This is a genomic window from Bremerella alba (assembly GCF_013618625.1).
Classification (GTDB): domain Bacteria; phylum Planctomycetota; class Planctomycetia; order Pirellulales; family Pirellulaceae; genus Bremerella; species Bremerella alba.
In genome coordinates this window covers 309952-335881 of sequence record NZ_JABRWO010000006.1, presented here as the reverse complement: position 1 = coordinate 335881, position 25930 = coordinate 309952, and the positions used below count along the sequence as shown (strand labels likewise).

Sequence of the window (25930 nt, the reverse complement as noted above, 5' to 3'; positions counted from 1 at the left end):
AACCTAGTCAGAAGCTTCGGTCTCTGGGAAGGTATGGTCACCATTCGCCCGTCCCAGCCATCAGATTTGAACAAACTACAAACGCTATTCGAGCGTTTCGTCCGTAGCGCAGACTGGCTTCCCCCAGGTTCAGACAAAGAGTCAGACTTTGCGAAGACAAGTGAGGGGGAACGCGTATTTGTGGCGGTCTCAGAATCAGACCAACTGATCGGAGCAGTTTCCGTTTGGGAGCCAGAATCTTTTATCCACTGTTTGTTTGTGGATCCTGACTATCAAGGGCAGGGGGTTGGTACCCAATTGCTTGAATCACTTGCCCCGTGGTTGTCGTTCCCCTGGAAACTCAAGTGCCTGGCAACCAACCATCGAGCGATCCAATTTTATCGTCGCCGCGGTTGGAAGAAGCTTGAAACAGGCACTAGCGACCACGGAACTTACTTCCTCCTCTGGCGAGAAGCTGCTGCCGTTTCCACCGATTAACCAAGTGTCCAACAACTTGAAGCGTTGACGTCAGGAAGTATGGCGAATTCTTAGCTTGGTCGGAACGAGGATCTCAGATGGCTTTTCATCGCTTTCCGATTGAATAACACTCACGGCCGCCTTGAGCAGGGCAGGCAAATCGTGAGCAACTGTGGTCAAAGGTGGATCAAGCAACGAGGAAAATTGAAGGTCATGCCAACCGATGACAGCTACCTTATCAGGGACAGAAAGGTCAAGACGACGTAATGACCGGCATACAGCGACCGAATTGAAGTCGGTATCACATAGAATCGCATCCGCGCCGATGTCTTCGACTAAGTGACGACAAATCTTGTCGAATCGAGGATAGGTCGTCGGATCGTTGACCAGCCACCCCTGCGTATCGACGACAATCTGGTCTTCGCATAGTTCCTTGTCATGCTTGGCAAGTGCCTCTCGATAACCAACGATCCGATCGAGAATCGATGGCGATTTGCGTTGCTCCGTGAGCAGAGCGACCTTCTTACGGCCTGTTGAGACTAGGTGATCGATCGTTTCCATGGCGCCGCTACGCACATCGCTAATCACGCGGCAAGTTCCTTTCCCCCCAGGATTCTCGAGGACCGTAAGCACGTTTTGCCGAGACTCGAATAGCTTACCAACTTCGTCCCACTGCTCTTCATTTTCGTAGGCGAGGTACATGACGCCGTCGACCCAACCGGCGTCGAGGTCTTGAACGACCCGTTTCAGCCCGTCTAGTTTGGGGTACGACCCCACCGATAGCAGGCGAAGCCCTAGCTCTTCCGCTTCGCGTTGCAGTTCGGCTGTGACTTTTTGCGTTAAGAAGTTACGAGTTTCCCGAACGACCAGTGCGACCACGTTGCTTTTTTTGCCGGCCAACTGCTGAGCAGCGATATTGGGTCGATACCCCAAATCTACGGCTGCTTTTCGGATGACTTCGGCGGTTTCTTCCGAAACACGAATTCGTCCGTTGCCGGTCCCCATCAGCACAGCCGAAGCGGCCATGCGCGAAACGCCTGCCACTTCAGCGACATCTTTCATGCGGACAGCAGTTCGTGCAGTCTTCTTGGCCATCGTCATTACGCTTGTTATATTACTTCAAATGGGTGGAACGCGATTCGCATCGACTATCCCGCGATATTCTCTTGTTTTTAGTCCATTGCCTCAAATTCGGCAAGTAAAAAACATTAAATCCAAGACTTCCCGCTTTCCGTACGACAGGACTAGATTTAACCCCAGCTACGACCGTGTCAGTCCGGTCAACACTTTGCTCTTTTAAGAGTATGCATCCAGCGTTGACTCTCGTTGCAAGGTGTTAGAATTGCGATACAGTTTACGACGATAAGCCGAAACAAGTGGTGTAGTGCTTTCGACTTCCCATCGAACTGGTCGAAAAACTCCTGTGAGTTGCCTTTCAAGGTACATAAAATAGCCATCGCAATCTTCATTTTGAGCAAAATTTACCCAACCGGTAAATTTGAAATAGACGATTAGGTTGGCACGTTGTACGCTAATGCGTTTTTATTGCGGCAGAAATCCTAATAGATGGATTTCGCATTCTCGAATACTAATTAGGTCCCTCCTTTCATCACATAGCGGTCAGGCTCCCCGATAAAGGATGCGGGGTACCCCAAGATGAATCCCTCCATGGCAACTTCTGGCAGGACCTTTCAGCTCAAGCCAAGCTTTTGCATGTCCCGAAACCGGCAGGAACAGGCATGGTTCGATATAAGCATTTTCGAATCCTAAAAGATGCGAAAATCTTTGAATTGTCAGGGTGTGCAGACCTTAGGCTACCTATGCTCCGTGGAAGAATCGCGTAAAACTAGAAGTTCAAGAGGCATCGCGAAAAATGATCTCAGATAGTTCCCCAAGGCAGTCCCAAGCGGAGTCGGCAGAAGAGCTCGACCTAGCGTGCTACAACGCTAGTTATGTCGAGCAATTGCTGTCAAAGTATCAGGACGACCCGAACGGTGTCCCCGAAAACTGGCGGGACTTCTTCGACAAGCAGGCGGCAGAGAATGGAATATCTGCCAATGAGTTGGGAGGCCGTGCACCTTCGTTTCAGCCTCGCAGCATTTTCCGCGAATCCGGGGGAGATTCCGGAGGCCCGGTTAGTGGAGTCGGAGGCAACATCAAGCTCCAAAAGGTGCAATATCGCGCCGACCAGCTGGTAACCGGCTATCGCACGCGTGGGCACTACAACGCCCAGCTCGATCCGCTCAAGCTTAATAAGCAGGTACGAACGCCTCTTTCCCTCGAATCATTCGGTCTGACGAAGTCGGATCTCGATGAACGAGTCTACTATACGTGCGGAGAGCAAATCGACCAGATTCCGTTGCGAGAACTCGTTCAGCGGTTGGATGGCCTGTATTGCAATCACATCGGTTATCAGTTCACTCACATCGACGAACTGAACGTCCAGCAGTGGCTGATTGATCGCATCGAGCGGCAATCGCACATCAAAGAGCTGCCCAACACCGTTCAGAAGTTAATCTTGCAGCGTCTGACCGAAGCGACCGTTTTCGAGGAATTCGTTCGTAAAAAGTACGTCGGGGCCAAGACGTTCTCGCTGTTTGGCTCGGAAATGCTCATTCCGATGCTCGACTTGTTGGTGGACCGAGCGGCTTCCAACAACGTTCGGGAAGTGGTGCTGGGGATGCCCCACCGGGGCCGCTTGAACGTGCTCACGAACATCATCGGGCAACCCCCGCGAGAACTGTTTGCTCAGTTCAACGATGTCGATTTCCACCAGTTCATTGGTGGTGGCGACGTCAAATATCACCTGGGCAATAGCGTCGATAAAGTGACGACTTCCGGAGCTGAAGTCCATCTGTCTCTCTCGTTCAATCCGAGCCACTTAGAGTTTATCAACACGGTGGTGCTGGGACGTCTGCGAGCGAAACAAGACCGAACCGGGGATATCAATCGCCGCAAAGGGATGGCCGTGCTGATTCACGGCGACGCGGCCTTTATCGGCGAAGGGATCGTCCAGGAAACGCTTAACTTGAGCCAGTTAGATGGTTACAAGGTCGGTGGAACGGTCCATATTATTGTCAATAATCAGATCGGCTTCACGACTTCCGTCGATCAATCGCGCAGCACACGGTACTGTACCGACATCGCTTGCATGCTGCAGATTCCCATTTTCCACGTCAATGCCGACGACCCCGAAGCCGTGGCTGATGTGGTTTCGATGGCGATGGACTTCCGTGAGAAGTTCCAGCGTGATGTCATTATCGACTTGGTTTGCTACCGACGTCTTGGTCATAACGAAGCGGACGAACCTAGCTTCACCCAGCCGATGATGTACAAGGCGATCGACAAGCAAGCGCCCATTCGTGAAAGCTACCTTGATCGACTGGTTGAGCAAGATCGGATTTCGGTCGAAGAAGCCAACGAGATGTCGGACAAGTACCAGGAGTTCCTCAAGGGCGAATATGACATCGCCCAAGAGATGAAGGAACGTTCCTTGCGTCGTCCTGAAGGTGTCTGGGAAGAATTCGACGGCGGCCTAGAGCCCACGGCGGAAGACCCAGAGCATGATCCAGCCGACGAGTGCCCCGAGACGCAGATTCCGGTCGATCGCTCGGCTGAGATTCTACGGATGTTGGCTACTGTGCCGGAGGACTTTCACCGCAACCGCAAGCTAAGCCGGATCGCTGAACAACGCAAAGAGATGGCCAACGGCGAACGTTTGTTGGACTGGTCTTCTGCGGAAGCTTTGGCATTTGCGACTCTTTCGATGGAAGGGCATCGCATTCGGCTTTCCGGCCAGGACTGTCAGCGTGGTACATTTAATCAACGCCATTCGGTGTTGCACGATACCAACGACGGCCACGAACACAACATCTTCTCGAATCTGTCGCCCAAGCAGGCCCCCGTCGAGATCGTCAACAGCCCGCTCAGCGAAGCTGGCGTATTGGGCTTCGACTTCGGGTATAGCTTGGACTATCCCACGGCCCTGGTGGCCTGGGAAGCACAGTTCGGCGACTTTAGTAATGCCGCCCAGGTTATCATCGACCAGTTCATGGCCAGTGCGGAAGACAAGTGGCGTCGTTTGAGTGGTCTCGTGCTACTGTTGCCGCACGGCTACGAAGGCCAGGGGCCAGAGCACTCAAGTGCCCGCTTGGAACGTTTTCTATGGTTGGCCGCGGAAGATAACATTCAAGTTGCCATTCCGACTACGCCAGCCCAGTACTTCCACGTTCTTCGCCGACAAATGAAGCGATCGTGGAAGAAGCCGTTAATCTTGTTTACCCCTAAGAGTCTATTGCGTCATCCGGCGGCCGTATCTTCGCTTGAGGAACTGGCCAGCAACAAGTTCGAGCGGATCATCAAAGACAACCGCGAGAACCCCGAAAAGACGTCGCGAGTGATTATGTGTAGCGGCAAGGTCTACTACGATCTGGCTCACTATCGCGAAGAACATCAACGTCACGATGTAGCGATTATTCGCGTTGAGCAACCTTATCCGCTGAAGAATCACACGGTTCAGGCTGTCCTCGATCAATATGAAGACGGCGTCCCCTTGTATTGGGTCCAGGAAGAACCTGACAATATGGGCGTGTGGCCTTACTGGAAACTACGATACGGGCATCGTATGTTCGAGCGATTCCCTCTTTCGGTCATCGCCCGGGAAACATCTTCCAGCCCGGCAACCGGATCCAAAGCGGCTCATGAATTCGAGCAGCAACAACTACTCGAACGAGCCTTTAACGATACCTAGAAAGGACAGCTGCGGAAGATGACCATCGAATTGAAAGTACCTGAATCGGGCGAGTCGATTCAGGAAGTGCAGATCCTAAAGTGGCTGAAGAGCGAAGGGGACAACGTTTCAGAAGACGAAGACGTTGTCGAATTGGAAACCGATAAGGCTTCCATGGATCTCGCTGCTCCGGCCGATTGCACGCTCCAGAAGATTTTGAAACAAGAGGGCGAGATCGTTTCGGTTGGCGAAGTGATCGCGCTCTTTGAAAAAGGTTCCGGCAAACCAGCTGCAAAGTCGGCCAAGAAAGAAAAGAAAGCCGCGCAGCCAAAGGCCGAAGCCCCGACAGATTCTCCAAAAGACGGTAACGCGAAGTCCTCGTCGAGCGATGAAGATAGCCAAGCGACACCGTCAGGACGTCGAGAACTGCTGAAACACGGCCTCTCGGCTTCGGACGTTTCGCCAGCGGGCAAGACTGTTCGCCGCGAGGACGTCGAGAAATACGTTAACTCGATCTCCAGCCGCCCCAGTTCCGATGTTGGTAATCGAAATGAGTCGGAGATGGAAGAGGTCATTCCGATGAGCCTCATTCGTCGCCGTATCGCTACAAAGCTGGTCGAAGCCCAGCAGAAAGCAGCTCTGCTGACGACATTCAACCAGGTTGATATGTCGTACGTGATGGATTTGCGAAAACGTCATGGCGAGTCTTTCCAGAAACGCTACGGCGTCAAGCTCGGCTTCATGTCGTTCTTCACCAAAGCGTTGATCGACGCCTTGAAAGCGCACCCGGAACTGAATGCCGAAATTCGCGACGAGACTAATATCGTCTATCGCAATTACTTCCATATCGGTATCGCCGTTGGATCGGGTAAGGGCTTGGTGGTTCCAGTGCTTAAGTTCGCGGAACGAATGAGCTTTGCTGAGATCGAACAGTCGATCCAAGAATTCGCAGGTCGTGCCAAAAGCAACCAGTTGAAGCCGCAAGAGCTATCGGGCGGTACCTTCACTATCAGCAATGGTGGTGTGTACGGATCGATGCTCTCGACACCGATCGTCAATCCACCTCAAAGTGGTGTGCTCGGTATGCATGCGATTGAAGAACGCCCGGTGGCCGTGAATGGTCAGGTTGTGATTCGCCCAATGATGTACTTGGCGTTAACTTACGATCACCGGATTGTGGATGGTCGCGAGGCAGTCACTTTCCTACGACGCATCAAAGATGCAATCGAGGAACCATCGCGAATGCTGATTGAAGCCTGATCGCACGATGTAAAGAGATTTAAGGAGCCGGTGATATTCACCGGCTTTTTTAATGCGCTATAGCATCACGGCTCGACGCTATCAGCACTTTCTCGAACGTGCGATACGATAGATCTCGCATCCGTTTGATCAAGCAGTTGTTTCGCAAAGTCGACCTCGAACGGATCACCATTGGCAACGACGAGGAAAGCCCCCTGACGCACTTCATCCTCGTACTGGGAGACGTGGTCTTCGTGGACCCCCCAGCCGATCATGGAACCCAGAAACCCACCCACGATTGCACCGGTGAGCCCCACGGTAATTGGGCCTGCAATCAACATCAGTCCAAAGCCTGGGATCGTCAGAAGTGGGGCTGCCATAAAGAAACCTAGCAAACCACCCACGCCAGCGCCGAGAACGGCGTCTTTATCCGACTCGTCCCCATATTGGAGGTTGTTGGTCGACGAAAGATCTTGATGAACGCTGTTTGCCACCAACGAGACTTGCTCCGAAGGAAACTTGCTCTCATCGAGCTTGTTGACGGCCTCTTGAGCTGCCGTAAAGTCGTCGTAAATCGCGACGATGCAGTGTCTGGACATGGATTACCCTCCTACCGAATTTTAGCGGAATAATACGTGAGAATCACGCTTATTTCATTATCTAACGAGCCGCAAAGGTCATGCCTTTAACCAGATTGGCGAGCAATTTCTGAGATAATTACGTCCAATTGGTACGGCAATTGCAATTCTCTGGGAAAACCACATCGCTTTCTTCAAAACGGAGTTTAGACATATGAGCTCGCTAGTCTGCCCTGAATCGCCATCGACCGAAGAACAACGTCTTACCAATCGCTCGCTCGCCGAAGCATGTCGCGAAGTACGACGCTCTTGGAGTACTAAAGAGCGGGCTCGTCGCAAGCAATTGGCCGAAATGAAACAAGTGGGGCTCCTGCTCAACACAATCAATATGAACACGTTTCTTAAAGCAGTAGCCGCCAGCTAGTTCAGCTTCTAGAACCCCGATCGGCCATCCATTGCGGATGGCTTTCTTTATGAACTAAGGTCTTAAGACTGGGTGGGCATTGATCGCTTAACGACCTATCACGCGGTAATCATCTCTCCAGACTGCTTTGCCACGCTCTCGGTGTCGTAAATGCCTGATTAGGCACCATCGCAAACATCAACAGTAGTAGTCCGACCATCATAAAATTCTGCCCCGCTGGGGGGATCTCGGGAGATAGGGTAAACCGAGGGACCAGGATCATAAATAGCGATCCTACAAGTGTTACCAAGTGGGCATAACGAGTTGGTTCCCAAAATGCCAATGTGGCAAGCAGGATGACCAACCCGCCCAATCCAAAATCGACCAGCGAATCGACGCCTGCTCGGTCATTCGCTCGGAAGATAAATGGGCTGCACAGTAACCAGCAGCCAAGCATGAATTCAACGACTCGGGCCCACATTGTTATTCACCATTTCTTTCAGCTAACGGCAATGTCATTTCTTCGATAACTCGGCCACTTTCCTCGGTCGGATAACCACAAAGGGCCATCCACAAGGTGCCAACGCGTCGGCTGCGTCGCCACACTTTCCAAAGGAAAAGAAGCGAGGAATAGACTTCATCATATGCCAGGTAGATCAGCCCCAGTGAAATTGCCGCCGTAACCAGGCAGAGAAAGCACCACTGTCCAAGGACGAATGTCTGCAGCATGACAAGAATGACGCTGACAACGCCCAGAGGAATGACATCGATGCCAAACAAGATGACAATCCAAGGACGCTCGTACCAGCGTCGCGTAGAACCGGCCAAGCCAAAGATGGCATCTCCCAGATACGCAATCGCACCCAGTGCCGCATCGGGTACGCCTACCCAACGATCCATTTTCTTGGCGATCTCTGAGCCGATCACCTTGGCACTTTGCTCACCAAATACAGGGTCCCAGACGTAACTGATCAATCCCCATTGAAATGCGGCTAAGTGCGAAGCAATTAACGCGGCCAGAAATGCCAATACACAAACGGGAACCCGTTGGGACCAGGCCGACGGATTATAAGACCACGGACTTACGGGGGCGTGATCCATTGAACCTTGTATCACGGTATTGGGAAGAGGGGAGTTCATGAGTTCATCCCCTTGGGCTCACTTGGTTCCAACGAACCCAAGTGGTTGACCTGATAGAATTCAATCGGATTTTCCTTGAGCCGCTCCAAAATTCTTGGCAATGTTTCGCGAAGAGAATGGTTGGGCGTCCATCCTAGGCATTGTTTTGCTTCGGTCGCATTAATTGGGTAATTCTGATCGGCCAGATCGACCATCCAAGGTTTAATGAAGGGTTCTTCCTCTTCACACGAGGCCATTTTTTGCTTGATCCAAGCGCCTGCTTTGGCCATCGTGGCAGGAATTCGTATGGTGGGCCAATCTTTGCCATGGAGGTGCTGGCCAATGGCGTCCTGCAGCTGTTCGTAGCTCATGACATCTTCTTCGCCGATCAGCAAAGTCTTGAAGTTTGGTAGCTGATTACGTCGATCTACGGCAGCCACGATGCTCTGGGTGAGGTCATCCAAGTGGATAAATGATTGGCCGCAGTTTTCGTCCCCAGGAAAAAAATAGCTCTCCATCTGTTTTTCATAAATGCGCTGGATCTGATTCGAGATAGGCAACGAATGCCCCGCATCATCGTAAACGCCTGCGATTCTGAGGATGAGAACCGGAATGTCGCCATGTTCCTCACGTAGCAGTTTCTCGGTGGCCAATTTCGACTGAGGATAGGCCCATTCCGCCGCGGTGGGGGATTGCTCCGTCAAGCACTGCCCCACCGCGACCGACTTCATCACAAGCAAGCTGCTGGTGAACTGGAATTGCTCGACATGCATGGGGTGCAAATTTTGGATTAACCGCCGTGTTCCTTGGATTGTAAGCTCATCGTAGAGAGGACTTTCTTTCCCGCTAAAGTCGTAATAGGCCGCTAAATGAACAACACTGGCCAAATGATCGCCATGATTAGCTCGAAGTTCGGATAATGCCTCGGCAACGCTCTCATCTTCGATCAAGTCGACTTGAATCCAATGATCGACGTCCGCCGCTTTCTGCTCAGGAGGATGCAAATCCATGCCCACAACCGTGTATGACTTCCGCAGTTCCGGAACAATTCGCGACCCGATAAGTCCCCCGCTTCCAGTTACCAGTACTACCGGACGTTGAATCTGTGCCGTATTCACTTATGGTCCCTCCTTTTACTTCGAAATAGGTAATCGGTAGTAAAAAGAGCAAGTTCAATGCCAAGCTTTTTCCTGCAATCTCGCTGGGCAGTTTGTAAAGATGAAGGGACGAAAACCAACAAACGAAAATCAAGGTAGTGGCTGATGATTGCAAGGACCCTGCTCAAGACAAGGGGTTAGCAGTGCAGAATTCGACCGGCGATATCACTTAAAGGCCTTAAATGTTAAGGTCAATGTTAAGATTTTGCGAGCATCTCTCGTAGCGGGTTGTGATGCTTGAGTACACCACTTAGATTTTGTGTCTGACGGGTGAATTTGCGGATGCTTTGGGGATCTCTCTTAAAAAAACTGAGGGGCTCAAAAAAGCAATTCGCCGGAGGCATGTCGAGTTAAAAGTCTCCCCGCCAATGGGGGTGAATTGCAAGGGCTCGGCAAGTCTCTTATCACGATCTTGAATAACATCCTGGTAATCCTTTAGTGGGGAAACGACCAAGTATGCCAAACACTCTATCAATCTTGGGCTCGTATGTCGCACTGGCTGCCATGATGGTTGCCACGGTGGGCTGTAGCGGTGGGAGCAATCCCGACGCAGTTAAGCTTCAGGGGGCCGGGGCAAGCTTCCCAGCTCTTTTATATGGAGCATGGTTCAAGTCCTATTCCAACGAACACGACGACGTTCAAATCGATTATCAATCGGTGGGCAGTGGTTCTGGTGTAAGTTCCGTAATCGATGGTACTGTCGATTTCGGTGCCAGCGATTCTGCGATGAGTGAAGAGGAAATGGCCAAGGTCGAACGCGGCGTTCAGTTACTTCCGATGACCGCTGGTGCAATCGTGATCGCCTACAACTTAGAAGGTGTTGACGAATTGAAGCTTTCACGAGAAGCGTATGCTGGTATCTTCCTCAAAGAAATCACGAAGTGGAACGATCCTAAGATCGCCGCCACCAACGAAGGCGTGGAACTGCCTGACCAAGATATTAACGTCATTGTTCGATCGGACTCTAGCGGTACGACCTACGTCTTCACCAAGCACTTGGCCGCGATCAGCGAGAAGTTCAACAGTGATGTTGGCGTTAATAAGGCCCCAAACTGGCCCGTTGGTACCAAGAGCAAGGGTAACGAAGGGGTCACCACTTCGCTAAATCAGACGCCCGGTTCGCTGGGCTACGTCGAATATGGCTTTGCCGAAAAGACGGGCCTCTCAATGGCTTCGCTGGAAAACAAGTCCGGCAAGTTCATCAAGCCGACGATTGAATCGGCTCAAGCTGCTCTCTCAGCCGTTGAGTTTCCACCTTCGTTGATCGCGTTTCTACCGGACCCGGAAGGGGAGGATTCGTGGCCGATCGTTACTTATACCTGGATCATTGCCTACAAGACGTACGACGACCCAAAGAAGATGGAAGCGTTCAAGGAAATGATCAAATATTGTCTGACGACAGGACAAGAATCGAGTGAGGAACTCGGATATATTCCTCTTCCAGAGACAGTTACCAGCAAGGTTACGGCCGCGTTGGATAACATCACCGCAAAGTAGAATATTTGCCCGGGCTTGGTGAGTAACTCACCAAGCCCGTTTCTTTCAACCAACAACATGCTGCGACATCTATGGATCATCCAACAAGGTCGCCGATCTCTCGACCTCCGACGGCTGTCGAGCGAGGTATCGATCGAGTTTTTCGATTTGCCTGTTCGTCTTTTGCCTGGCTGACGATTATCGTCATGGCTTACATCGTCTTCGAGATTAGCTGGAAGGCGAGCCCAGCCGTTCAAGAGTATGGGACGGACTTTCTCACCGGCCGTACTTGGGACCCGAACACGTCCGAATACGGAATCCTCCCTGAAATCTGGGGAACACTCTATAGCTCGCTTCTGGCCCTATTTATCGGCTCGTTTTTCGGAATCGCCGTGGCTGTGTTTCTCAGCGAAGGCTACCTGGGCAACTTCGTATTTCAAATTTTAAGACTGTTTGGAATTCAATTTCATCGATTCTGGGGCAAGCTGCCGACTTGGTCTGAAGGTGCCCTGAAAAACCTGGTGGAATTGCTCGCTGCGATTCCCAGCGTGGTTTACGGTCTGTGGGGAATCTTTGTGGTGATGCCCATGCTGCGTGAACCATGCAATTGGCTTCACGAAAATATGGGGTGGTTTCCCCTCTTTAGTACACGCTACCAAGGCCCCGGTATGATTACCGCGTCTTTTGTGTTGGCGATTATGATTCTCCCGACCATCTCCGCGATCAGCCGTGACGCGCTTGTCGCCGTTCCGCCAAAACTGCGTGAGGCCTCTTACGGTCTGGGGGCGACGCGCTGGGAAACTATTTTATCCGTCGTACTGCCAACTGCTTCCGGTGGCATCTTTGGTGGTATCGTTTTGGCGTTCGGTCGGGCATTGGGTGAAACGATGGCCCTGGCGATGCTCGTGGGAAATATGAATACCGTCGATGTTTCTATCTTTTCACCTGCCAATACGTTGGCTGCACTACTGGCCAATAACTTTTCGGAAGCGGGAAGCGACGAAATGAAGGTCGGCGTCCTGATGTACGCCGGGATGGTCCTGATGGCCATCACATTGGTCGTGAATATATTGGGCGCACTGATCTTGCAACGGGCAACCTCTGGCCTGAAAGGAATGCGTTAATGGCATCTCCTGAAAATGAATCGTCGCCATTGGGCGAAATTGAGCTCCGTCAATTGGAACGGTCGCTCCGGAAACCGCGAACTTTGCTGAGCATGTTTCTCAGCTTATTCACCTCTGTCCTTACGTTCGCTGCCTTGGTGCCCCTTGTTTCCGTGGTGTTCATGCTCTTCTATCGAGGGGCATCCAAGCTGACGCTATCCAACTTTTATGAATTGCCTCCCACGGCATTTGAGGAAGGGGGCGGGTTCGGAAATGCCTTGATCGGGACAATCATTATGGTCGTCCTGGCGGCGCTGATTAGTGTGCCGTTTGGAATCATGGCATCGGTTTTTCTGGCAGAACTAGGTGCGCAAAGCCGAACGGCCAGTGTGGTTCGCTTTTGTGCCAAAGTCTTGAGCGGATTTCCTTCCATCCTGGCCGGTGTTTTTGCCTATGGTGCCGTTGTTTTGGTTACCGGAGGATTCTCCGCCTATGCAGGGGGGGTAGCGTTGTCCATTCTGATGCTTCCTGTAGTAATCCTGACCGCCGAAGAAGCAATTCGTATGGTTCCTTCCCGGATGAAGGAAGCTTCGATCGGAATGGGAGCTACGCAAACTCAGACATTGTGGTTTGTCACATTGCCAACTGCATTGCCGGGGATCATAACGGGGGTTATGCTGGCAGTGGCCCGTGCGGCGGGTGAGACGGCACCTTTGTTGTTTACCGCACTGTTTAGTAACTATTGGTCCATGTCCAACTGGTCACCAACGTCGATTGAACTTGCTGAGCCAACTGCCTCGATGGCGGTCCTCATTTACAATTTTTCTTCTTCGTTCGTAGACAACCAGAAAGAAATGGCCTGGTCAGCCTCATTAGTTTTAGTGCTGGTGGTGCTGGTGACGAATCTGATTGGTAAAAGCCTCTCATCGAGCGGACCGACACGATAAACGGCCGAAATAGGATCGATAACAACATGATCGATAACCAAGCTTCTGACGACACGGTCATCGACTGCGATGTGAAGGAACTGTACTACGGTACATTCAAAGCAGTTCGAGACACGCGTATTCCGATCAAGCAAGGACAGATTACCGCTTTCATCGGTCCGTCCGGCTGCGGTAAGAGCACCGTCCTGCGTTGCTTGAATCGCATGAACGACCTCATTCGAGGTTTCCGCTTCGAAGGGCATGTTCATTTTCGTGGCCAAGATATTTATGGTCAGACCATCGATCCGGTCGCCGTTCGCCGCCACATTGGAATGGTCTTTCAGCAGCCCAATCCGTTCGCGATGAGTATCTACAAGAACATCACCTACGGGCTTCGCATCAACGGTTACCGCGGTAACTACGACGAAGTCGTCGAGAATGCTCTGCGTGGGGCCGCGTTGTGGGACGAAGTGAAAGATAAGCTCAAGCAAAGCGGCTTATCCCTTTCAGGTGGTCAGCAACAGCGTCTGTGTATTGCCCGGGCAATTGCTGTGGAACCGGAAGTCCTTCTGATGGACGAACCCTGTTCGGCACTCGACCCGATCGCAACCCGCAAAATCGAAGAGCTGATGAAGGAGCTTAAGCAGAAGTACACGATCGCCATCGTGACTCACAACATGCAACAAGCCCAACGTGTCGCCGATCAAACGGCATTCCTTTACGTCGACACCACCCAAGGCGGCCGCACCGGCTACCTGGTGGAACGTAAGGAAACAAAGCACCTCTTTGAAGATCCACAAGAAGAGTACACCCGGCAATACATCCGCGGTGAATTCAGCTAGTCAATTGTTTCGATCACAAACGCGTTTGCGTTGTTGGTCGAACGAATTGGTAGTTCCGAGACGACAATCATTCGATCTCCTGGCACCACGAGCCCCAGCTTCTTGGCGATCGAAGTCGTCGTCGCGAGCATTTCAGCCGTGCTGCCTGGCGACTTCATCTGTCGGGAGACCACGCCATGGTAGACTCCCATCTGGCGAACGGTCGTTGGTAAATCAGAAAGTCCCAGAATCGGGCAGTCGATCCAATTCTTGGCGATAAGCCGGGCCGTCATGCTCGAGTGCGAGTAAACTCCCACTGCAGCAATTTCCTGCATCTTGAGGATATGCCGTATCGAGTAGGCCATCGCAGCCGTATTGGGCGGCTGACCAAATCCGACCTTAATAGGACGATCGGTAATTTCCATCAGGCTCTCGGTGGCGATGACCGTCTTCGAGAGAACTTCAACAGCCTGGAGCGGATAGCTTCCATAGGCCGTCTCTTCACCCAATACAATAGCGTCGGCATGGTCAAAGACGACATTCGCAATATCGAACACTTCGCTATTGCTGGGTTCCTCCGACTGCAGCATGTTCTTCAAAATGCCGCGATCAACAAGGCAGGGCTTGGCCCCAATTTGGCATTGTCGGGCAACCATTTTTTGCATCACAGGTATCGACCAGGTTTCCAGGTCCGAGAAACCCATTCCCGTGACGACCACCCCATCGGCTGATTGAATGATGCTGTCGATATCTCGATAGTTCCCCGCATGGTCGAGGCGTGCCATAACCGAGGCATCGCTACCAGACGCCGTCAGCACTTTACGGACTTCGGCTAAGGAATGAGCCCCCCGGGGAACCGAAGTCAAAACATAATCGACCTCGTGATTGGCAATCCATTTAATGTGGTTGGAGGCAATGCACGTCTCATTGGCAGTCGAGCCTTCACGGCACGGTGTGTCCACCAGCAACGTGATTGGCTGCTGAACTTTCCCTTCGACTTCACGAATTGCCTCGTGACGCTCATCCCATACGGACGGGTCATCTTTCGACAAGTCTAACAGGAAGGCATCCGCTCCGGCACGAACAAGCTTCATTAACTCGCTCGGTCGCGATGTGCTAGGACCGAGCGTTGCAGCGACCTTGGTACGCTTGAGCATCGCCGAGGATGTCGATTGAGATAATTCGATTGGCTCAACCAAAGTTCAGAAACCTTCCGTGTTAGTTAACCGATGCTGCGAATGATGCGATTCCGTCGACAGACGCGAGACTCCGCCGTCTCACGTCCTCAAGTGTCATCAGTTTACCAGAGTTTTGGTCAGAAGTTACTCAGCGGATCTTTTCATCTGGCAATTCCGACCCGATGCCTTGGTCGATGGGCATCTTGTCGGTGGCCGAGGTCAGCCCGACCGACTCCATCTGCTTTGTTAATTCTTGACGAAGCTTCTGGACCAATTGAGCATTTTCTGGCTTCTCGGCAAGGTTGGTCCCTTCGCCGGGGTCGGATTGCAGGTCATACAACTCGGCCATATGACGATCAGGCGTCCCGTCACCATGTGGATAGCGAATGAATTTCCAGCGATCGGTTCGCAGGGCTCTGACGTTCGGCGTGTACGGGAACTGCTTTTCGTAGTTGTAGTAGTAGAGCCACGACTTTCGCCAATCGTCGTCACCGACGGTCGCCAATTTCGCCCAAGAGTCTCCATGGATACTCTTGATCGGCTTGGCCCCTGCCAGGTCGATCAGAGTCGGAGCCATATCGACGGTTAGCACCTGTTGGTCGACCGTTTTACCTTGGCCTAGCTCTGGGTAACGAACGATAAGGGGAACACGAATACTCATTTCATGGGCCGTGCGTTTATCGACCATGCCGTGCTCGCCTTCCAGAAGCCCGTTGTCTCCCATGAACACAATGACCGTGTTATCGAGTTGTCCCGATTCTTCCAGCCAGGCATAAAGACGCCCCATACTATCGTCGATGCTGAGTACCGTTCCCCAGTAGGCGTGCACCATGTTCTCGAAATCTTGGACACCTTCCGGGCTGTCATCGGGAAAGTCCTTACGCCAATCGAAAAGCGGTCCATAAATGCCGTGCCAGGTAGAAAGGCGTTGTTTGATCCACTTCGGATTGTCGTCCAGGTCGAAGGCCGTTTTGGGGTACTTAACTTCGACATCATCGAACGCATGTTCATACTTCGGTTCTGGAAAGTAAAAGCTATGCGGCGCTTTCTGGCCCACCATCAGGCACCAAGGTTTGTCCCCATGATCCTTGGCAAGCCAGTCAATCGCCATGTCGGTGACGACGTGCGTGTAGTAGCCCTCGACGACCTGGGCACCCTGACCATTCACATTGAAAGCCGTGTCGAAGTACTTTCCCTGACCTTTATGGGTCACGAACCAATCGAAACCGGGGCGAGGCTCGTCGTTGTCTTCTCCCATGTGGTACTTGCCGATGTAGGCCGTTTCATACCCGGCGTCCTGCAGTCGCTTCGGGAACGTCGCCATCTCGGTCGGGAACTCTGTGAAGTTGTTCGTAACGCCGTGCCCGTGAGCATAAAGCCCCGTCAAGATCGACGCTCGGCTCGGCGAGCACAGTGAAGTGGTGCAAAACGAGTTATTGAAGAGGATGCCTTCCTGGGCGATCTTATCAATGTGAGGCGTCTTCACATGCTCGCTACCTAAGCAGCCGACCGCGTCGGGACGCAGGTCGTCACACAAGACGAACAAAATATTAGGCTTCTTCACCTCATCCGCTGCGACAGCGAAAGAAAGCGGAGCGATCAATAGAAACGCCAATAGAAAAACAAAACGCACGAAGGTCATCATGAAGAGTCCTCGTAGACTGGGGCGAAGCAGGGGTTAGCCGATTGAAAACCGGCAAGGGGTTCACCCACTAATTTGCGTCAATACCTGCCGACTTTCCAGTCGGGTAAGGCATTTCACGACGAAATCGAGAAGAATCCGCAGGAAAAGATCTAAAAGGAGCGGAAGGCATGGGATTCGAACCCACATGGCCATTGTGGCCGCACGGTTTAGCAAACCGGCCCGACAATCCGTATTCGACTACCTTCCAGTCTAGATGCAACAGTGATCAGAGTAGGCATCGAACCCACAAATTTACCACGTTCTCACCGTGGCCGCTTTTCCCATTTGCGTACCTGATCTCCGACTAACATCACCGCAGCAGTGGCCCAGACGGGATTCGAACCCGCAGCGTCCCCGAATTTTAAGTTCGAGCGGTCAACCAATTGCCACTGAGCCGTTTGTTAGTAGCTCGAGTGGGATTCGAACCCACAGCATCCCTCGTTCTAAGCGAAGGTGGTCTGCCAGTTGCCTACCGAGCCAAAGTTTCAAGCGGAAGCCGTGGGACTCGAACCCACAAACGACGCAAGCCGTCAGCTGTTTTCAAAACAGTGTCCTCATCCTTCCGGATGACTTCCGATCTAGTGACCCGTGTGGGAGTCGAACAGATCGCCATTCGCACCTTTATTTCGAGGGTTTTGGCGAGGCTCGAAAAAAGTGATGCATGATTTGATGCATCGCATCAGAAAAGCATCGCTTTGAGGGTCTGGGAAGAATGACCCGTCGGTAGGCGGAGAGGTTCAACTATTAACCCAGAATATCGGGTTTTCCTCATTCGCGATTCCCCCTAGTAACCTTGTCACACGCATCCTGTTTAGCTCGCGATTTAAAATTGGTAGCGACACGTAGTGGCCATTTTGTTGCAATTGCTGATTAATTCGCATTGTGGATTTTTGCTCGGGATTCTGGTGAAACACTTCCAGTATTTTTTCCTGCAGTTCGTTCATTGGTAACGGGGTTCGCTTTTTCAGTTCAGCAAGCTGAACAAGTGCTTCATCAGCGTCTTTACGAAGTTGAGAGATTTCCTCTGGCGAGATCGTTTCAGTAGACTGATTCAATCGATCGGACATCGTCAAAACCAGTTCCTGAACGTCAGTAACCAATTTGGTCTCATTGTGGTAGGACCGAAACGCGTTACTTTCGTCCTGCCAGTCGCTGGGGGCGTACAGCAATGCCGGCTTGCGTATCAGGACAGCGAAGAAGCCAATAGCGATCCCGATGGGAAACGCAGCTGTAAACCACATAAAAATCGTTTGGTTCCATCCATCGAGAAGCCCCACAGTAACAGTCATGGCGACTTCGGCTAGGCCGGCAAAGATGGCAATAATGGTCAACGGGTTGCTGACCTTAGGCATTTTTTCGATCACGGAACGTTCTCATTGGTAGCAAATTCAAATGAGGCAGTACCCCTAAACTAACTGCCAGGGAATCCATCGACAACTTAGTACGCAATCAAGCACTATAAGAAACACGGGAGTCATGACCTGCCCTTTCCGCTCGATCGGATCTCGCAACCTCTTTTCGATGTCCACAGCGGAGCCTGCTGGCTTTTAGACTTAGGAGATTCAATGTGGGAGTCGAACCCTACCTGACCGGCTTGAAAGACCGGTGACCTCACCCGAAGTCGAACAGGCCTATGCGATTGGCGATGCACGTTTCACTTGCTAACGCTCATAAGTGGACCGGGAGGCGCTCGAATCCTCGTCTGCGGTTCTTCAAACCGCCGCTATGCCGTCTCAGCTACCAGTCCAGCGTTGTCTGCTTGCGTCACGAAAAAAGCCCGAGGTCGCGTGGACTCCAGGCCGAAGGTCTTTTCGAGCTTCTGACGCGGAATCAAAGCAAACTTGGTTCTCGCGATAAGAATAGAAATCGCGATTCGCAGCGCAATGGTTCGCCCGATGAACCTAAAAGCAGATTGAAATTGCGGCGTGACATGGGAATCAATTCCTTCAATAGCCGTTGGAAACACACCAACCGTCGAATCGTTTGTTCACAGGTTTAGACGAACGTGTCCGCACTAGGTTCGCTCGTTGCGGAAAAAATACCGCAGATCTCTTTCCAGCGTGAATCGGTGAAATTTGCCTCTCCTCTAACAGGCGACAGGATGGTCGAGTTCACGCGGCAGGGCTGTCGACTGGTTGATGACGGTGGCGCAGTAGTAATGATTTACGCACAATGGCAAGTGCGAAAAAGTGGCAACGGAACTCAAAATCTTTACGCGGCAACTCATAAGCGGCAAGGCCTTTGTATGGCAGAATAGAGGTTCCTGCCACATCACGCTCTTCGCCCCTGATCTTGAAACGGAGACAAGAATTATGAACCTTCGCGATGTGCTTCATCCTCGGAAATTGAGTTGGCTTTTTGCCGTTGTCCTATTGCTGTTGCCACTTTCGGCCAAGGCAGCGGAAGAAGACCCGCAAAGCATCGATGGACCATGGAAGTACACGCTTGTTCCGCCGTCTGACGGGTGGCAGAAAGGGGACTTCGATGACGCCAAGTGGCAAGAGGGTTACGGTGGTTTCGGAACGCGTGGGACTCCCAACGCCCGCGTCGGAACCGTATGGGATACGGATCATATTTGGGTACGCCGCAGCTATGACCTGGAAACCATCCCCAAGAAGCCAGCTTTATTGATTCACCACGACGATGAGACCGAGGTCTTCCTCAACGGAGTGCAAATAGCCGATTTTGCACGTTGGTCCACCGAGTACAGCGTCTATCCCCTCACCGACGAGGGACGTCAAGCGTTAAAGGTTGGCCGGAATGTTCTCGCTGCCCACACGCGACAAGACGCCGGCGGGCAGTACATCGACATTCACTTGATCGATGAAGACCACGTGCCGATGTTGCCTCCGGCGCGAATTCCTGAGCGTCCCTATCAGTCCGATCTGATCACTCAGTGGGGCTCCGATGTCACTGCCGAAAACGCCTGGCAAGAGTATCCCCGTCCACAAATGACGCGAGAAAAGTGGGAGAACTTGAACGGTCATTGGAACTACGCGATCACTTCGGAGAATCAAGACAACATCCCCGAAACATGGGCCGGGCAGATCTTGGTTCCCTTTGCCCTCGAGTCGAAGCTGTCAGGCGTTCAGCGAAACCTCCGTCCATCGGAGGCGTTATGGTATCACCGCAGCGTCGAGCTTGTCCCGCAAGAAGGGGAACGCACCCTGCTGAACTTCGAGGCGGTCGACTATGCCTGTCGTGTGTTTGTCAATGCAGTGGAAGTTGGCAGCCATGTCGGTGGTAGCACGCCGTTTAGAATCGATGTGACCAAGGTCGCGAAATCGGGGCTGAATGATATTGTGGTCCGTGTTGAAGACAAAAGTGGCGGCTCGCAGTTACGCGGAAAGCAAACGCTCACCCCGGAAGGGATCTGGTACACCCAGGTATCTGGGATTTGGCAAACGGTATGGGTCGAACAGGTTCCCAGTACCTACATTTCCGAAGTGAAGATCCTCACCGATCCTGAAACCGGAAGAATTCAGGTGTCGCCCATTCTTGAAGGCAATGGAGCTGCGAAAGTTTCGCTGAAAGCGACCGTGTACGACGACGGTAGCGTCGTGGCGGATGTGACCTCGGCAGATGAAGATCTGGTCGTTGATATTGCCAACGCCAAGTTGTGGTCGCCAAGTAGCCCTCACTTGTACGATATCAGCGTGGCCGTGCTCGATGATAAGGGTGAGGTCATCGACATGGTCGGTACCTACGCAGGCATTCGCTCGGTCGGGACTGTCCGCGACGAAGATGGCGACTTACGGTTTACGCTGAATGGTCGCCCGATTTTTCATTGGGGAACGCTCGATCAAGGCTGGTGGCCAGACGGACTTCTGACGCCCCCTTCGGATGAAGCGATGTGGTTCGACATCGAATACCTGCAAGCCGCCGGATTCAACATGATCCGCAAGCATATTAAGATCGAACCACGCCGGTACTATTATCATTGCGATCGCCTCGGAATGATGGTGTGGCAAGACCAGGTCAGCGGCGGAAAGAGCCCAGCCTGGACGCGAATGCGGCCCGATCCTGTCGACGCAGATTGGACTGACGAAGATCACGCCCAGTACTTGCGCGAGTTCGACGAGATGGTCGGTGCGTTAGAAAATCATCCCAGCATTGTGGTCTGGGTACCCTTCAACGAGGCCTGGGGCCAGCATCGCTCAGTCGCGACCGGCGAGTGGATCATGCAGCGCGATCCGACGCGGCTGGTCAATGTTGCCAGTGGCGGTAACTACTGGCCGATCGGGCACATCGCCGACCAACACAGTTACCCTCACCCCACGTTTCCACTACAGCAGAAGCGTCTCGATAAGATGGTGAAGGTCGTCGGCGAGTTCGGCGGTCACGGTTGGCCTGTCGAAGGACACTTGTGGAAAAAGACGAAATCTAACTGGGGTTACGGTGGCCTGCCACGATCGGTCAAAGAGTATCAGGCTCGCTACGAGGAATCGATCGACAAGTTGGTTCAGTTGAAGGACCAAGGCATCGCCGGAGCCGTCTATACCCAAACGACCGACGTCGAAAGCGAGATCAACGGCTTGATGACCTACGACCGCAAGGTCATCAAGATTCCGGCCGAGGAACTCAAGGCGATTCACGCGCCGCTAACGAAGTAACGCTGACCAATTCGAATTGCTCTGGCCAACTCCGGTATCGCTTCGGGCGATCCCGGAGTTTTTTATTAGCCATCCGACTCTTGCTTTGTCGTTGTTCGTGACTTTCGCTCGAGTCTTTCGCTAACCCACAGGGCTGCCGCCGCGATCAAGATCGACACGACAATCACTCCGGTTGCATTTTGCACACCGCCAGGGGTTTCCATCTGATCGTACACATATAGGGGCATGGTTTGCGTTTTGCCAGGGATGTTGCCGGAAATCATGATTGTCGCTCCGAACTCGCCAAAGCCGCGCGCGAATGCCAGGATGCATCCGGCGATGATTCCAGAGCGAGCCAATGGTACCGTCACCGACCAAAACGCATCCCAGCGGGTTGCTCCGAGCGTTTCGGCGGCCATCTCTAAGGTCGGATCGACCGACGAGATTCCCAGGCGGATCGAACGAACCATCAAAGGAAACGCGACGACAGCCGCGGCCACGGCAGCCCCTTTCCAGTCAAAGACAATCGAGATGCCAAACCAATCTTGAAGCGGCGAGCCCAGTACGCCGTTTCGCCCGAATGCCACCAATAGCAAATAGCCAGTGATCACCGGCGGCAGCACAAGTGGCAGATTGATGGCCGTTTCCAGGACAGTCTTGCCCCAGAACGACTTACGAGCCAGAAGCCATCCGCACGCTAAACCGGGCGGCAACCCAAGCAGGACTCCAATCAGTGACACCCGGAGGCTTAGCAGCACGGCAGCTATTTGATCGGAATCCACCGCTATTCCTTCGCCTTGCCAGGTTCAAGTCGCTGAAAGCCAAAGTTTTCAGCAATCTGTCTCGCTTCGTTACCCAGGAAGAACTGGTAAACTTGGTTTGCTGCGTTTGAGTCAGAACGCAGCTTTACTAAGGGATATACAATCGCCGCGTGCGAGACCGGATCGAGCCGGAAAACCACGCGGACCTGATCGGTTAGTCGAGCATCGGTGGCGTAGACAATCGCCGCGTCGACTTCTCCGCGCTGTGCATAGGCTAACGCACTTCGGACATCGTGCCCACGAATGATCTTACCGGCAGCGCCGAGCGGTTCCCAAAGTCGATAATACGAAAGCGACTGTTGCGCGTAGATGCCAGCAGGCACGTTTTTGCCGGCGATCGCGATGCGCTGAACTTCATCCGAAGTAAGATCCTCAAGACGCGTAATCTGCAAGCGGGAATTCGCAGGCACGACGACCACCATCGAATTGGTAAGCCAATCAACGGACTGACTTGCCCTGTTGGCATCTCTGATTTCGGCTGCCCATTGTCGATTGGCGGAAACATAAAGGTCTGCGGGGGCACCCGAAAGAATCTGTTGCGCCAACGCATGAGAAGGCCCCGTGCTGAGCTCAATCTCTACGGGAACCTCCAGCGACTTCTGGGCTACGGCGGCGATTTCTTCCAAAAGATCTTTTGTGCTTGCCGCTCCAAGGATAACGACCGGCTTTCCTTGGGGTTCACTTCGGTTCGAACATCCGGCTACAAGGTTAGATAGGACACAGATCCCAATCCACCATCGAGAAATGTGCTTAGGTGCCAAGGCTAACATGTTCGGACTCTCGGTTAAGGAATCCGAACATTTTAGTCAGATAGGCACCGAAACTTAAAGGTGCCGACCTAATTCGGTCGTATATGCAGCAGCACCGGTTGCGTCGCGTGCCCTCCGTCTGAGCCCGTTTGCAAATGAAACAGGCGGGAAGTAGGCTGGGCGACTTCATCCGCTGAGATATAGAACTCCCGCTCGTTTTGATCGGACATGATCATCAGGCCGTTGAGTCCCAGGTTCGCCACGTTGACCGCGAAAGGAAGATTGCGACCGGATCCCTCTTTTCCGAAACTGATGTTTCCCTTCTCGCCCTGGCGATTGGCGACCACCTTCAACATGATGGTCTCGCCGGCCTTGACTTCGAATTCCAGCAGGTCGTCCTCTTGGTGATTGATCGGAACGGCTCCTTCGGCAGCCGGCTCAATGCGGAGTCCCAACTTCGTTTTGTCCCGCACTTCGATCTTTGTGAATCCAGCCACGTCGTGCGTGACGTCCTTGCCGTCAATCTTTGCCGTAGCGGTAATCTTGACCTGTTTTAACTGCTCGGCATCAAGGGTCTTGGCAGACTCGTCGGCGTGCAAGACGCCCATGGCTTCGATCTGTCCCGCTTCGATCGTGATCGGCGATGTGATCGTGAATCCCTCAGGCAGACCTTCGACACGCACATCGATCGGTCCATCGAAATTATCTATTCGCGAACTGCGGAAGCGTACTTCGCGGTAGCTCTTTCCCCCAACTTTCACTTCCCGAGTGGCATTCGACGCGCGAAAGTCTTCCTGGCGTGCTCGGCCTATCAGTTCGTACGAGAAATTCTCTCCTTCAAATCCCCGCACGTCACGCACCTTGACCAGGTAATCGCCATCGACCGGGACGGTGAAGTAGAGCTGCGAGTCGTCTCCGATCGTACGGCGCGACTCGTCGTCGTTCTCGTAGTAAAGCGTGAATACCGGCAGGCCATTGGGAACGATCGATTGTCCGCTAATCACTGGCTCGACCACGTAACAAGGTTCGCCCAGGGCATGTGCCAACGGGGTCGTATCGAAGTAACCCCATCGCTTACCTTCGCCTGGATAGACTTTGAAGCCACTGTCTGGACCGCGTGGGTGAAGCCAGAGCCGGGCAACTTCGCCGTTAGAGTATAGAAACTGATTCAGCTTCATCTCTTCCCAATTGAAGATTCGGAAGTCGTCTGAGATCGAGTCGTTCTTACCGCGGAACGTGAAGTAAGAATCGCGAACGGCCTGCAGTTTGATACGCTCGACCGGCGTTCCATCGGCATGATAAACAGAAATATGCGAGTCGAGCGGGCTCTTCGAGCGAGCCGCGTTGGTCTCTAACACCCACGTCTGACCTGCCAAGGCAGAAAAGCGGTAGAAGTCGACATCAGGACCGCTGGCCTCGTTATGGATAGTACCCTTGATCTTCGCGGGGAAGGTGACCGGTTGAGCCGTATCGGGAGCGTCGTTCCCTTCGGCCTCTTCGGTTGTGCTCATGTCGGTGGCGGTGATGGGCATCGGGTCAATCGACGCGACTTGCTGTGATTGTTGCGAGTTCAGTTCTTCGCTGTTCCAAGTAATACGCTGGACCTTGCCATTCATTTGACCCAGAAAGAGAGCTTGCGAAGGAGCCGCATAGGCGACGGCCATTGCGACCTCAGGCCGGTCGCTCCAGAGTTTCAGCTCCGAATAATTCGATGTATCCCACAGTTTCACGGTCAGATCATTACCAATGGTAAAGAGCTTACTGCCATCGTCGGCAAACGCCAGACGCTGCACAGGGCCTTCGTGGGCGAACCGAGCCTGAATCATGGGATTGATTTTGGGGCCGTCCTGGGAGACAAACTTCCAGACCCGGAGATTGTTATCGGCACCACCCGCGACGATGGTCTTTCCGTCAGGCGAGAACGCGCAGCAGTAGACTTCCTTCAGTGGTTGCGGCAGGGTATCCAGCCGCACGGCATCGCTGACTCGCCAGACTTTGCATGTGTCGTCGGCACTGCCTGAGACCAGGAACTGGCTGTCCGGACTAAAGCCCACATCGTAGATGGCTCCGTTGTGCCCGGTCATTTCGTGAAGCTGCTTGCCGGTTTTGATATCCCACAGAAGTATCTTGCGGTCGTAACCACAGGTCGCAAGTGTTTTGCCATCAGGGGAAAGCTCGGCATCGAAAAGAATGTCGGAATGTCCCTCGAATGCCTGAACCTCTTGGGCGTTATCCGTATTGAATATCGCCGCGTAGCCCGCAAGCCCGGCGACCCCGGACGCGACGGCAATGCGGGTCCCGTCCTGATTGAAGTGCAAAGACGTTACCTTGCCGGGGAGCTTCGCAATCTCTAAGACGGAGTTGTCCTCGTTATAGACGCCTTGATTGTCGAGCTGATAGAACCGAACCTGCCCGTAACGTCCAATGGCAATTCGTTGACCATCAGGGGAAACGGCAATCGCAGAGACCGGACGGGTATCGACGCTCGACGCTATGGGCTCGACCGGCAGTTTCCACGGCGAGTCTGATGGTGAATCATCGTGAGATGCTCCGGCCTCGATCCACTGCACGATCCGGTTGATCTCATCCTGGCTAGGTTGAGGCTCATCCTCAGGCGGCATCTTAGGCTCGGCCGATCCCAGCATGACCGTCACCAAGTGGCTGGCTATCGGGTTGCCTGGTTTCAGCAGCAGCCCTTGCGATGTATCGCCTTGCAGCGACTTAATTGATTGAAGTGAGATGTCTGCTTCCGGCTCGGCATCGTTATGACAGCCCACGCAATATTTGCGAAGCACTGGCTCGACATCTTTCTGGTAGGTCGGCGATTCGGCTACTGCGAGCTGCCAAAAGCAGGATACCACCATCAAGGAAAGCGAAATTAAGCTTGCGGTTTTCATGG

At 52.9% G+C, this 25930-nt stretch carries 20 protein-coding genes and 5 tRNA genes; 9 read left to right on the top strand and 16 right to left on the bottom strand.

Annotated features, from left to right (window positions below):
• Positions 1–33: 33 nt before the first annotated feature.
• Complete coding sequence (locus HOV93_RS12475) at positions 34–477, top strand: GNAT family N-acetyltransferase (RefSeq protein WP_207396818.1); 444 nt, start codon at positions 34–36, stop codon at positions 475–477.
• A 30-nt stretch (positions 478–507) separates the two neighbouring features.
• Here HOV93_RS12475 and HOV93_RS12470 read toward each other — a convergent pair whose 3' ends face one another.
• On the bottom strand, positions 508–1551 hold the full coding sequence (locus HOV93_RS12470) for a LacI family DNA-binding transcriptional regulator (protein WP_207396817.1): 1044 nt from the start codon (positions 1549–1551) through the stop codon (positions 508–510).
• A gap of 778 nt (positions 1552–2329) precedes the next feature.
• On the opposite strand from HOV93_RS12470, the gene HOV93_RS12465 reads away from it, so the two are divergent.
• Both HOV93_RS12465 and odhB read left to right on the top strand, forming a co-directional pair.
• Positions 2330–5206, top strand: a complete 2877-nt coding sequence (locus tag HOV93_RS12465) for a 2-oxoglutarate dehydrogenase E1 component (RefSeq protein WP_207396816.1) — start codon at positions 2330–2332, stop codon at positions 5204–5206.
• An 18-nt stretch (positions 5207–5224) separates the two neighbouring features.
• A complete protein-coding gene (gene odhB, locus HOV93_RS12460; RefSeq protein ID WP_207396815.1) occupies positions 5225–6445 on the top strand; it encodes a 2-oxoglutarate dehydrogenase complex dihydrolipoyllysine-residue succinyltransferase in 1221 nt (406 codons plus the stop codon).
• A gap of 65 nt (positions 6446–6510) precedes the next feature.
• Here odhB and HOV93_RS12455 read toward each other — a convergent pair whose 3' ends face one another.
• Complete coding sequence (locus HOV93_RS12455) at positions 6511–7023, bottom strand: general stress protein (RefSeq protein ID WP_207396814.1); 513 nt, start codon at positions 7021–7023, stop codon at positions 6511–6513.
• Between the two features lie 193 nt (positions 7024–7216).
• Here HOV93_RS12455 and HOV93_RS12450 point away from each other — a divergent pair, with 193 nt between their 5' ends.
• Positions 7217–7426: a hypothetical protein gene (locus HOV93_RS12450; RefSeq protein WP_207396813.1), complete on the top strand. Its 210-nt coding sequence runs from the start codon at positions 7217–7219 to the stop codon at positions 7424–7426.
• A 109-nt stretch (positions 7427–7535) separates the two neighbouring features.
• Here HOV93_RS12450 and HOV93_RS26705 read toward each other — a convergent pair whose 3' ends face one another.
• From HOV93_RS26705 to HOV93_RS12440, 3 genes are read right to left on the bottom strand one after another with little or no spacing between them, the layout of a single operon-like run.
• Positions 7536–7886 (bottom strand): SPW repeat domain-containing protein, encoded by a 351-nt coding sequence (locus tag HOV93_RS26705; RefSeq protein ID WP_449243556.1) that lies wholly within the window; start codon positions 7884–7886, stop codon positions 7536–7538.
• 2 nt (positions 7887–7888) lie between these two features.
• Positions 7889–8545 carry a vitamin K epoxide reductase family protein gene (locus HOV93_RS12445; RefSeq protein ID WP_235990252.1) on the bottom strand — a complete coding sequence of 219 codons (657 nt, stop codon included), beginning with the start codon at positions 8543–8545 and terminating at the stop codon, positions 7889–7891.
• Positions 8542–9642 (bottom strand): NAD-dependent epimerase/dehydratase family protein, encoded by a 1101-nt coding sequence (locus HOV93_RS12440; RefSeq protein ID WP_207396812.1) that lies wholly within the window; start codon positions 9640–9642, stop codon positions 8542–8544. Before HOV93_RS12440 ends, HOV93_RS12445 begins: the two co-directional genes overlap by 4 nt.
• A gap of 495 nt (positions 9643–10137) precedes the next feature.
• On the opposite strand from HOV93_RS12440, the gene pstS reads away from it, so the two are divergent.
• The 4 genes from pstS to pstB all read left to right on the top strand — a co-directional run bounded on the left by pstS (position 10138) and on the right by pstB (position 14028).
• The gene (gene pstS / locus HOV93_RS12435) at positions 10138–11178 is read left to right on the top strand and encodes a phosphate ABC transporter substrate-binding protein PstS (RefSeq protein ID WP_207396811.1); all 1041 of its coding nucleotides are present in this window, start codon (positions 10138–10140) and stop codon (positions 11176–11178) included.
• A 71-nt stretch (positions 11179–11249) separates the two neighbouring features.
• Entirely contained in the window at positions 11250–12281 is a 1032-nt protein-coding gene (gene pstC / locus HOV93_RS12430) for a phosphate ABC transporter permease subunit PstC (protein WP_207396810.1), read from the top strand.
• A complete protein-coding gene (gene pstA / locus HOV93_RS12425) occupies positions 12281–13207 on the top strand; it encodes a phosphate ABC transporter permease PstA (protein ID WP_207396809.1) in 927 nt (308 codons plus the stop codon). The genes pstC and pstA overlap by 1 nt, the downstream gene beginning before the upstream one ends.
• Positions 13208–13233: 26 nt before the next feature.
• Positions 13234–14028, top strand: a complete 795-nt coding sequence (gene pstB / locus HOV93_RS12420) for a phosphate ABC transporter ATP-binding protein PstB (protein ID WP_207396808.1) — start codon at positions 13234–13236, stop codon at positions 14026–14028.
• Here the strand turns inward: pstB and HOV93_RS12415 are convergent.
• The 8 genes from HOV93_RS12415 to HOV93_RS12380 form a co-directional block, all read right to left on the bottom strand.
• On the bottom strand, positions 14025–15164 hold the full coding sequence (locus tag HOV93_RS12415; RefSeq protein WP_207396807.1) for a pyruvate kinase: 1140 nt from the start codon (positions 15162–15164) through the stop codon (positions 14025–14027). The genes pstB and HOV93_RS12415 overlap by 4 nt on opposite strands.
• A gap of 169 nt (positions 15165–15333) precedes the next feature.
• On the bottom strand, positions 15334–16830 hold the full coding sequence (locus HOV93_RS12410) for a sulfatase family protein (RefSeq protein WP_235990250.1): 1497 nt from the start codon (positions 16828–16830) through the stop codon (positions 15334–15336).
• A 159-nt stretch (positions 16831–16989) separates the two neighbouring features.
• Positions 16990–17076, bottom strand: a tRNA-Ser gene (locus HOV93_RS12405).
• Between the two features lie 115 nt (positions 17077–17191).
• A tRNA-Leu gene (locus HOV93_RS12400) sits at positions 17192–17265 on the bottom strand.
• 9 nt (positions 17266–17274) lie between these two features.
• Positions 17275–17348: transfer RNA gene (locus HOV93_RS12395), tRNA-Leu, on the bottom strand.
• Positions 17349–17359: 11 nt separating this feature from the next.
• Positions 17360–17444, bottom strand: a tRNA-Ser gene (locus HOV93_RS12390).
• A 162-nt stretch (positions 17445–17606) separates the two neighbouring features.
• Positions 17607–18233 carry a hypothetical protein gene (locus HOV93_RS12385; RefSeq protein ID WP_207396806.1) on the bottom strand — a complete coding sequence of 209 codons (627 nt, stop codon included), beginning with the start codon at positions 18231–18233 and terminating at the stop codon, positions 17607–17609.
• Positions 18234–18544: 311 nt separating this feature from the next.
• A tRNA-Phe gene (locus tag HOV93_RS12380) sits at positions 18545–18616 on the bottom strand.
• 565 nt (positions 18617–19181) lie between these two features.
• Between HOV93_RS12380 and HOV93_RS12375 the strand changes: the two genes are divergently transcribed.
• Positions 19182–21482, top strand: a complete 2301-nt coding sequence (locus HOV93_RS12375; RefSeq protein WP_207396805.1) for a glycoside hydrolase family 2 protein — start codon at positions 19182–19184, stop codon at positions 21480–21482.
• A gap of 65 nt (positions 21483–21547) precedes the next feature.
• On the opposite strand, the gene modB is transcribed toward HOV93_RS12375, so the two are convergent.
• The 3 genes from modB to HOV93_RS12360 all read right to left on the bottom strand — a co-directional run bounded on the left by modB (position 21548) and on the right by HOV93_RS12360 (position 25928).
• Entirely contained in the window at positions 21548–22243 is a 696-nt protein-coding gene (gene modB / locus HOV93_RS12370) for a molybdate ABC transporter permease subunit (protein WP_315853400.1), read from the bottom strand.
• A 2-nt stretch (positions 22244–22245) separates the two neighbouring features.
• Positions 22246–23052: a molybdate ABC transporter substrate-binding protein gene (gene modA / locus HOV93_RS12365; RefSeq protein ID WP_261358596.1), complete on the bottom strand. Its 807-nt coding sequence runs from the start codon at positions 23050–23052 to the stop codon at positions 22246–22248.
• A 68-nt stretch (positions 23053–23120) separates the two neighbouring features.
• Positions 23121–25928: a c-type cytochrome domain-containing protein gene (locus HOV93_RS12360; protein ID WP_207396803.1), complete on the bottom strand. Its 2808-nt coding sequence runs from the start codon at positions 25926–25928 to the stop codon at positions 23121–23123.
• Positions 25929–25930: the final 2 nt, after the last annotated feature.

Excerpts from the sequence above, each read along its gene's own strand:
- HOV93_RS12475 (WP_207396818.1), top strand. The coding sequence starts at position 34 with ATGGTCACCATTCGCCCGTCCCAGCCATCAGATTTGAACAAACTACAA.
- HOV93_RS12470 (WP_207396817.1), bottom strand. The coding sequence starts at position 1,551 with ATGGCCAAGAAGACTGCACGAACTGCTGTCCGCATGAAAGATGTCGCT.
- HOV93_RS12465 (WP_207396816.1), top strand. The coding sequence starts at position 2,330 with ATGATCTCAGATAGTTCCCCAAGGCAGTCCCAAGCGGAGTCGGCAGAA.
- odhB (WP_207396815.1), top strand. The coding sequence starts at position 5,225 with ATGACCATCGAATTGAAAGTACCTGAATCGGGCGAGTCGATTCAGGAA.
- HOV93_RS12455 (WP_207396814.1), bottom strand. The coding sequence starts at position 7,023 with ATGTCCAGACACTGCATCGTCGCGATTTACGACGACTTTACGGCAGCT.
- HOV93_RS12450 (WP_207396813.1), top strand. The coding sequence starts at position 7,217 with ATGAGCTCGCTAGTCTGCCCTGAATCGCCATCGACCGAAGAACAACGT.
- HOV93_RS26705 (WP_449243556.1), bottom strand. The coding sequence starts at position 7,886 with ATGTGGGCCCGAGTCGTTGAATTCATGCTTGGCTGCTGGTTACTGTGC.
- HOV93_RS12445 (WP_235990252.1), bottom strand. The coding sequence starts at position 8,545 with ATGAACTCCCCTCTTCCCAATACCGTGATACAAGGTTCAATGGATCAC.
- pstS (WP_207396811.1), top strand. The coding sequence starts at position 10,138 with ATGCCAAACACTCTATCAATCTTGGGCTCGTATGTCGCACTGGCTGCC.
- pstC (WP_207396810.1), top strand. The coding sequence starts at position 11,250 with ATGGATCATCCAACAAGGTCGCCGATCTCTCGACCTCCGACGGCTGTC.
- pstA (WP_207396809.1), top strand. The coding sequence starts at position 12,281 with ATGGCATCTCCTGAAAATGAATCGTCGCCATTGGGCGAAATTGAGCTC.
- pstB (WP_207396808.1), top strand. The coding sequence starts at position 13,234 with ATGATCGATAACCAAGCTTCTGACGACACGGTCATCGACTGCGATGTG.
- HOV93_RS12415 (WP_207396807.1), bottom strand. The coding sequence starts at position 15,164 with ATGCTCAAGCGTACCAAGGTCGCTGCAACGCTCGGTCCTAGCACATCG.
- HOV93_RS12410 (WP_235990250.1), bottom strand. The coding sequence starts at position 16,830 with ATGATGACCTTCGTGCGTTTTGTTTTTCTATTGGCGTTTCTATTGATC.
- HOV93_RS12375 (WP_207396805.1), top strand. The coding sequence starts at position 19,182 with ATGAACCTTCGCGATGTGCTTCATCCTCGGAAATTGAGTTGGCTTTTT.
- modA (WP_261358596.1), bottom strand. The coding sequence starts at position 23,052 with ATGTTAGCCTTGGCACCTAAGCACATTTCTCGATGGTGGATTGGGATC.
- HOV93_RS12360 (WP_207396803.1), bottom strand. The coding sequence starts at position 25,928 with ATGAAAACCGCAAGCTTAATTTCGCTTTCCTTGATGGTGGTATCCTGC.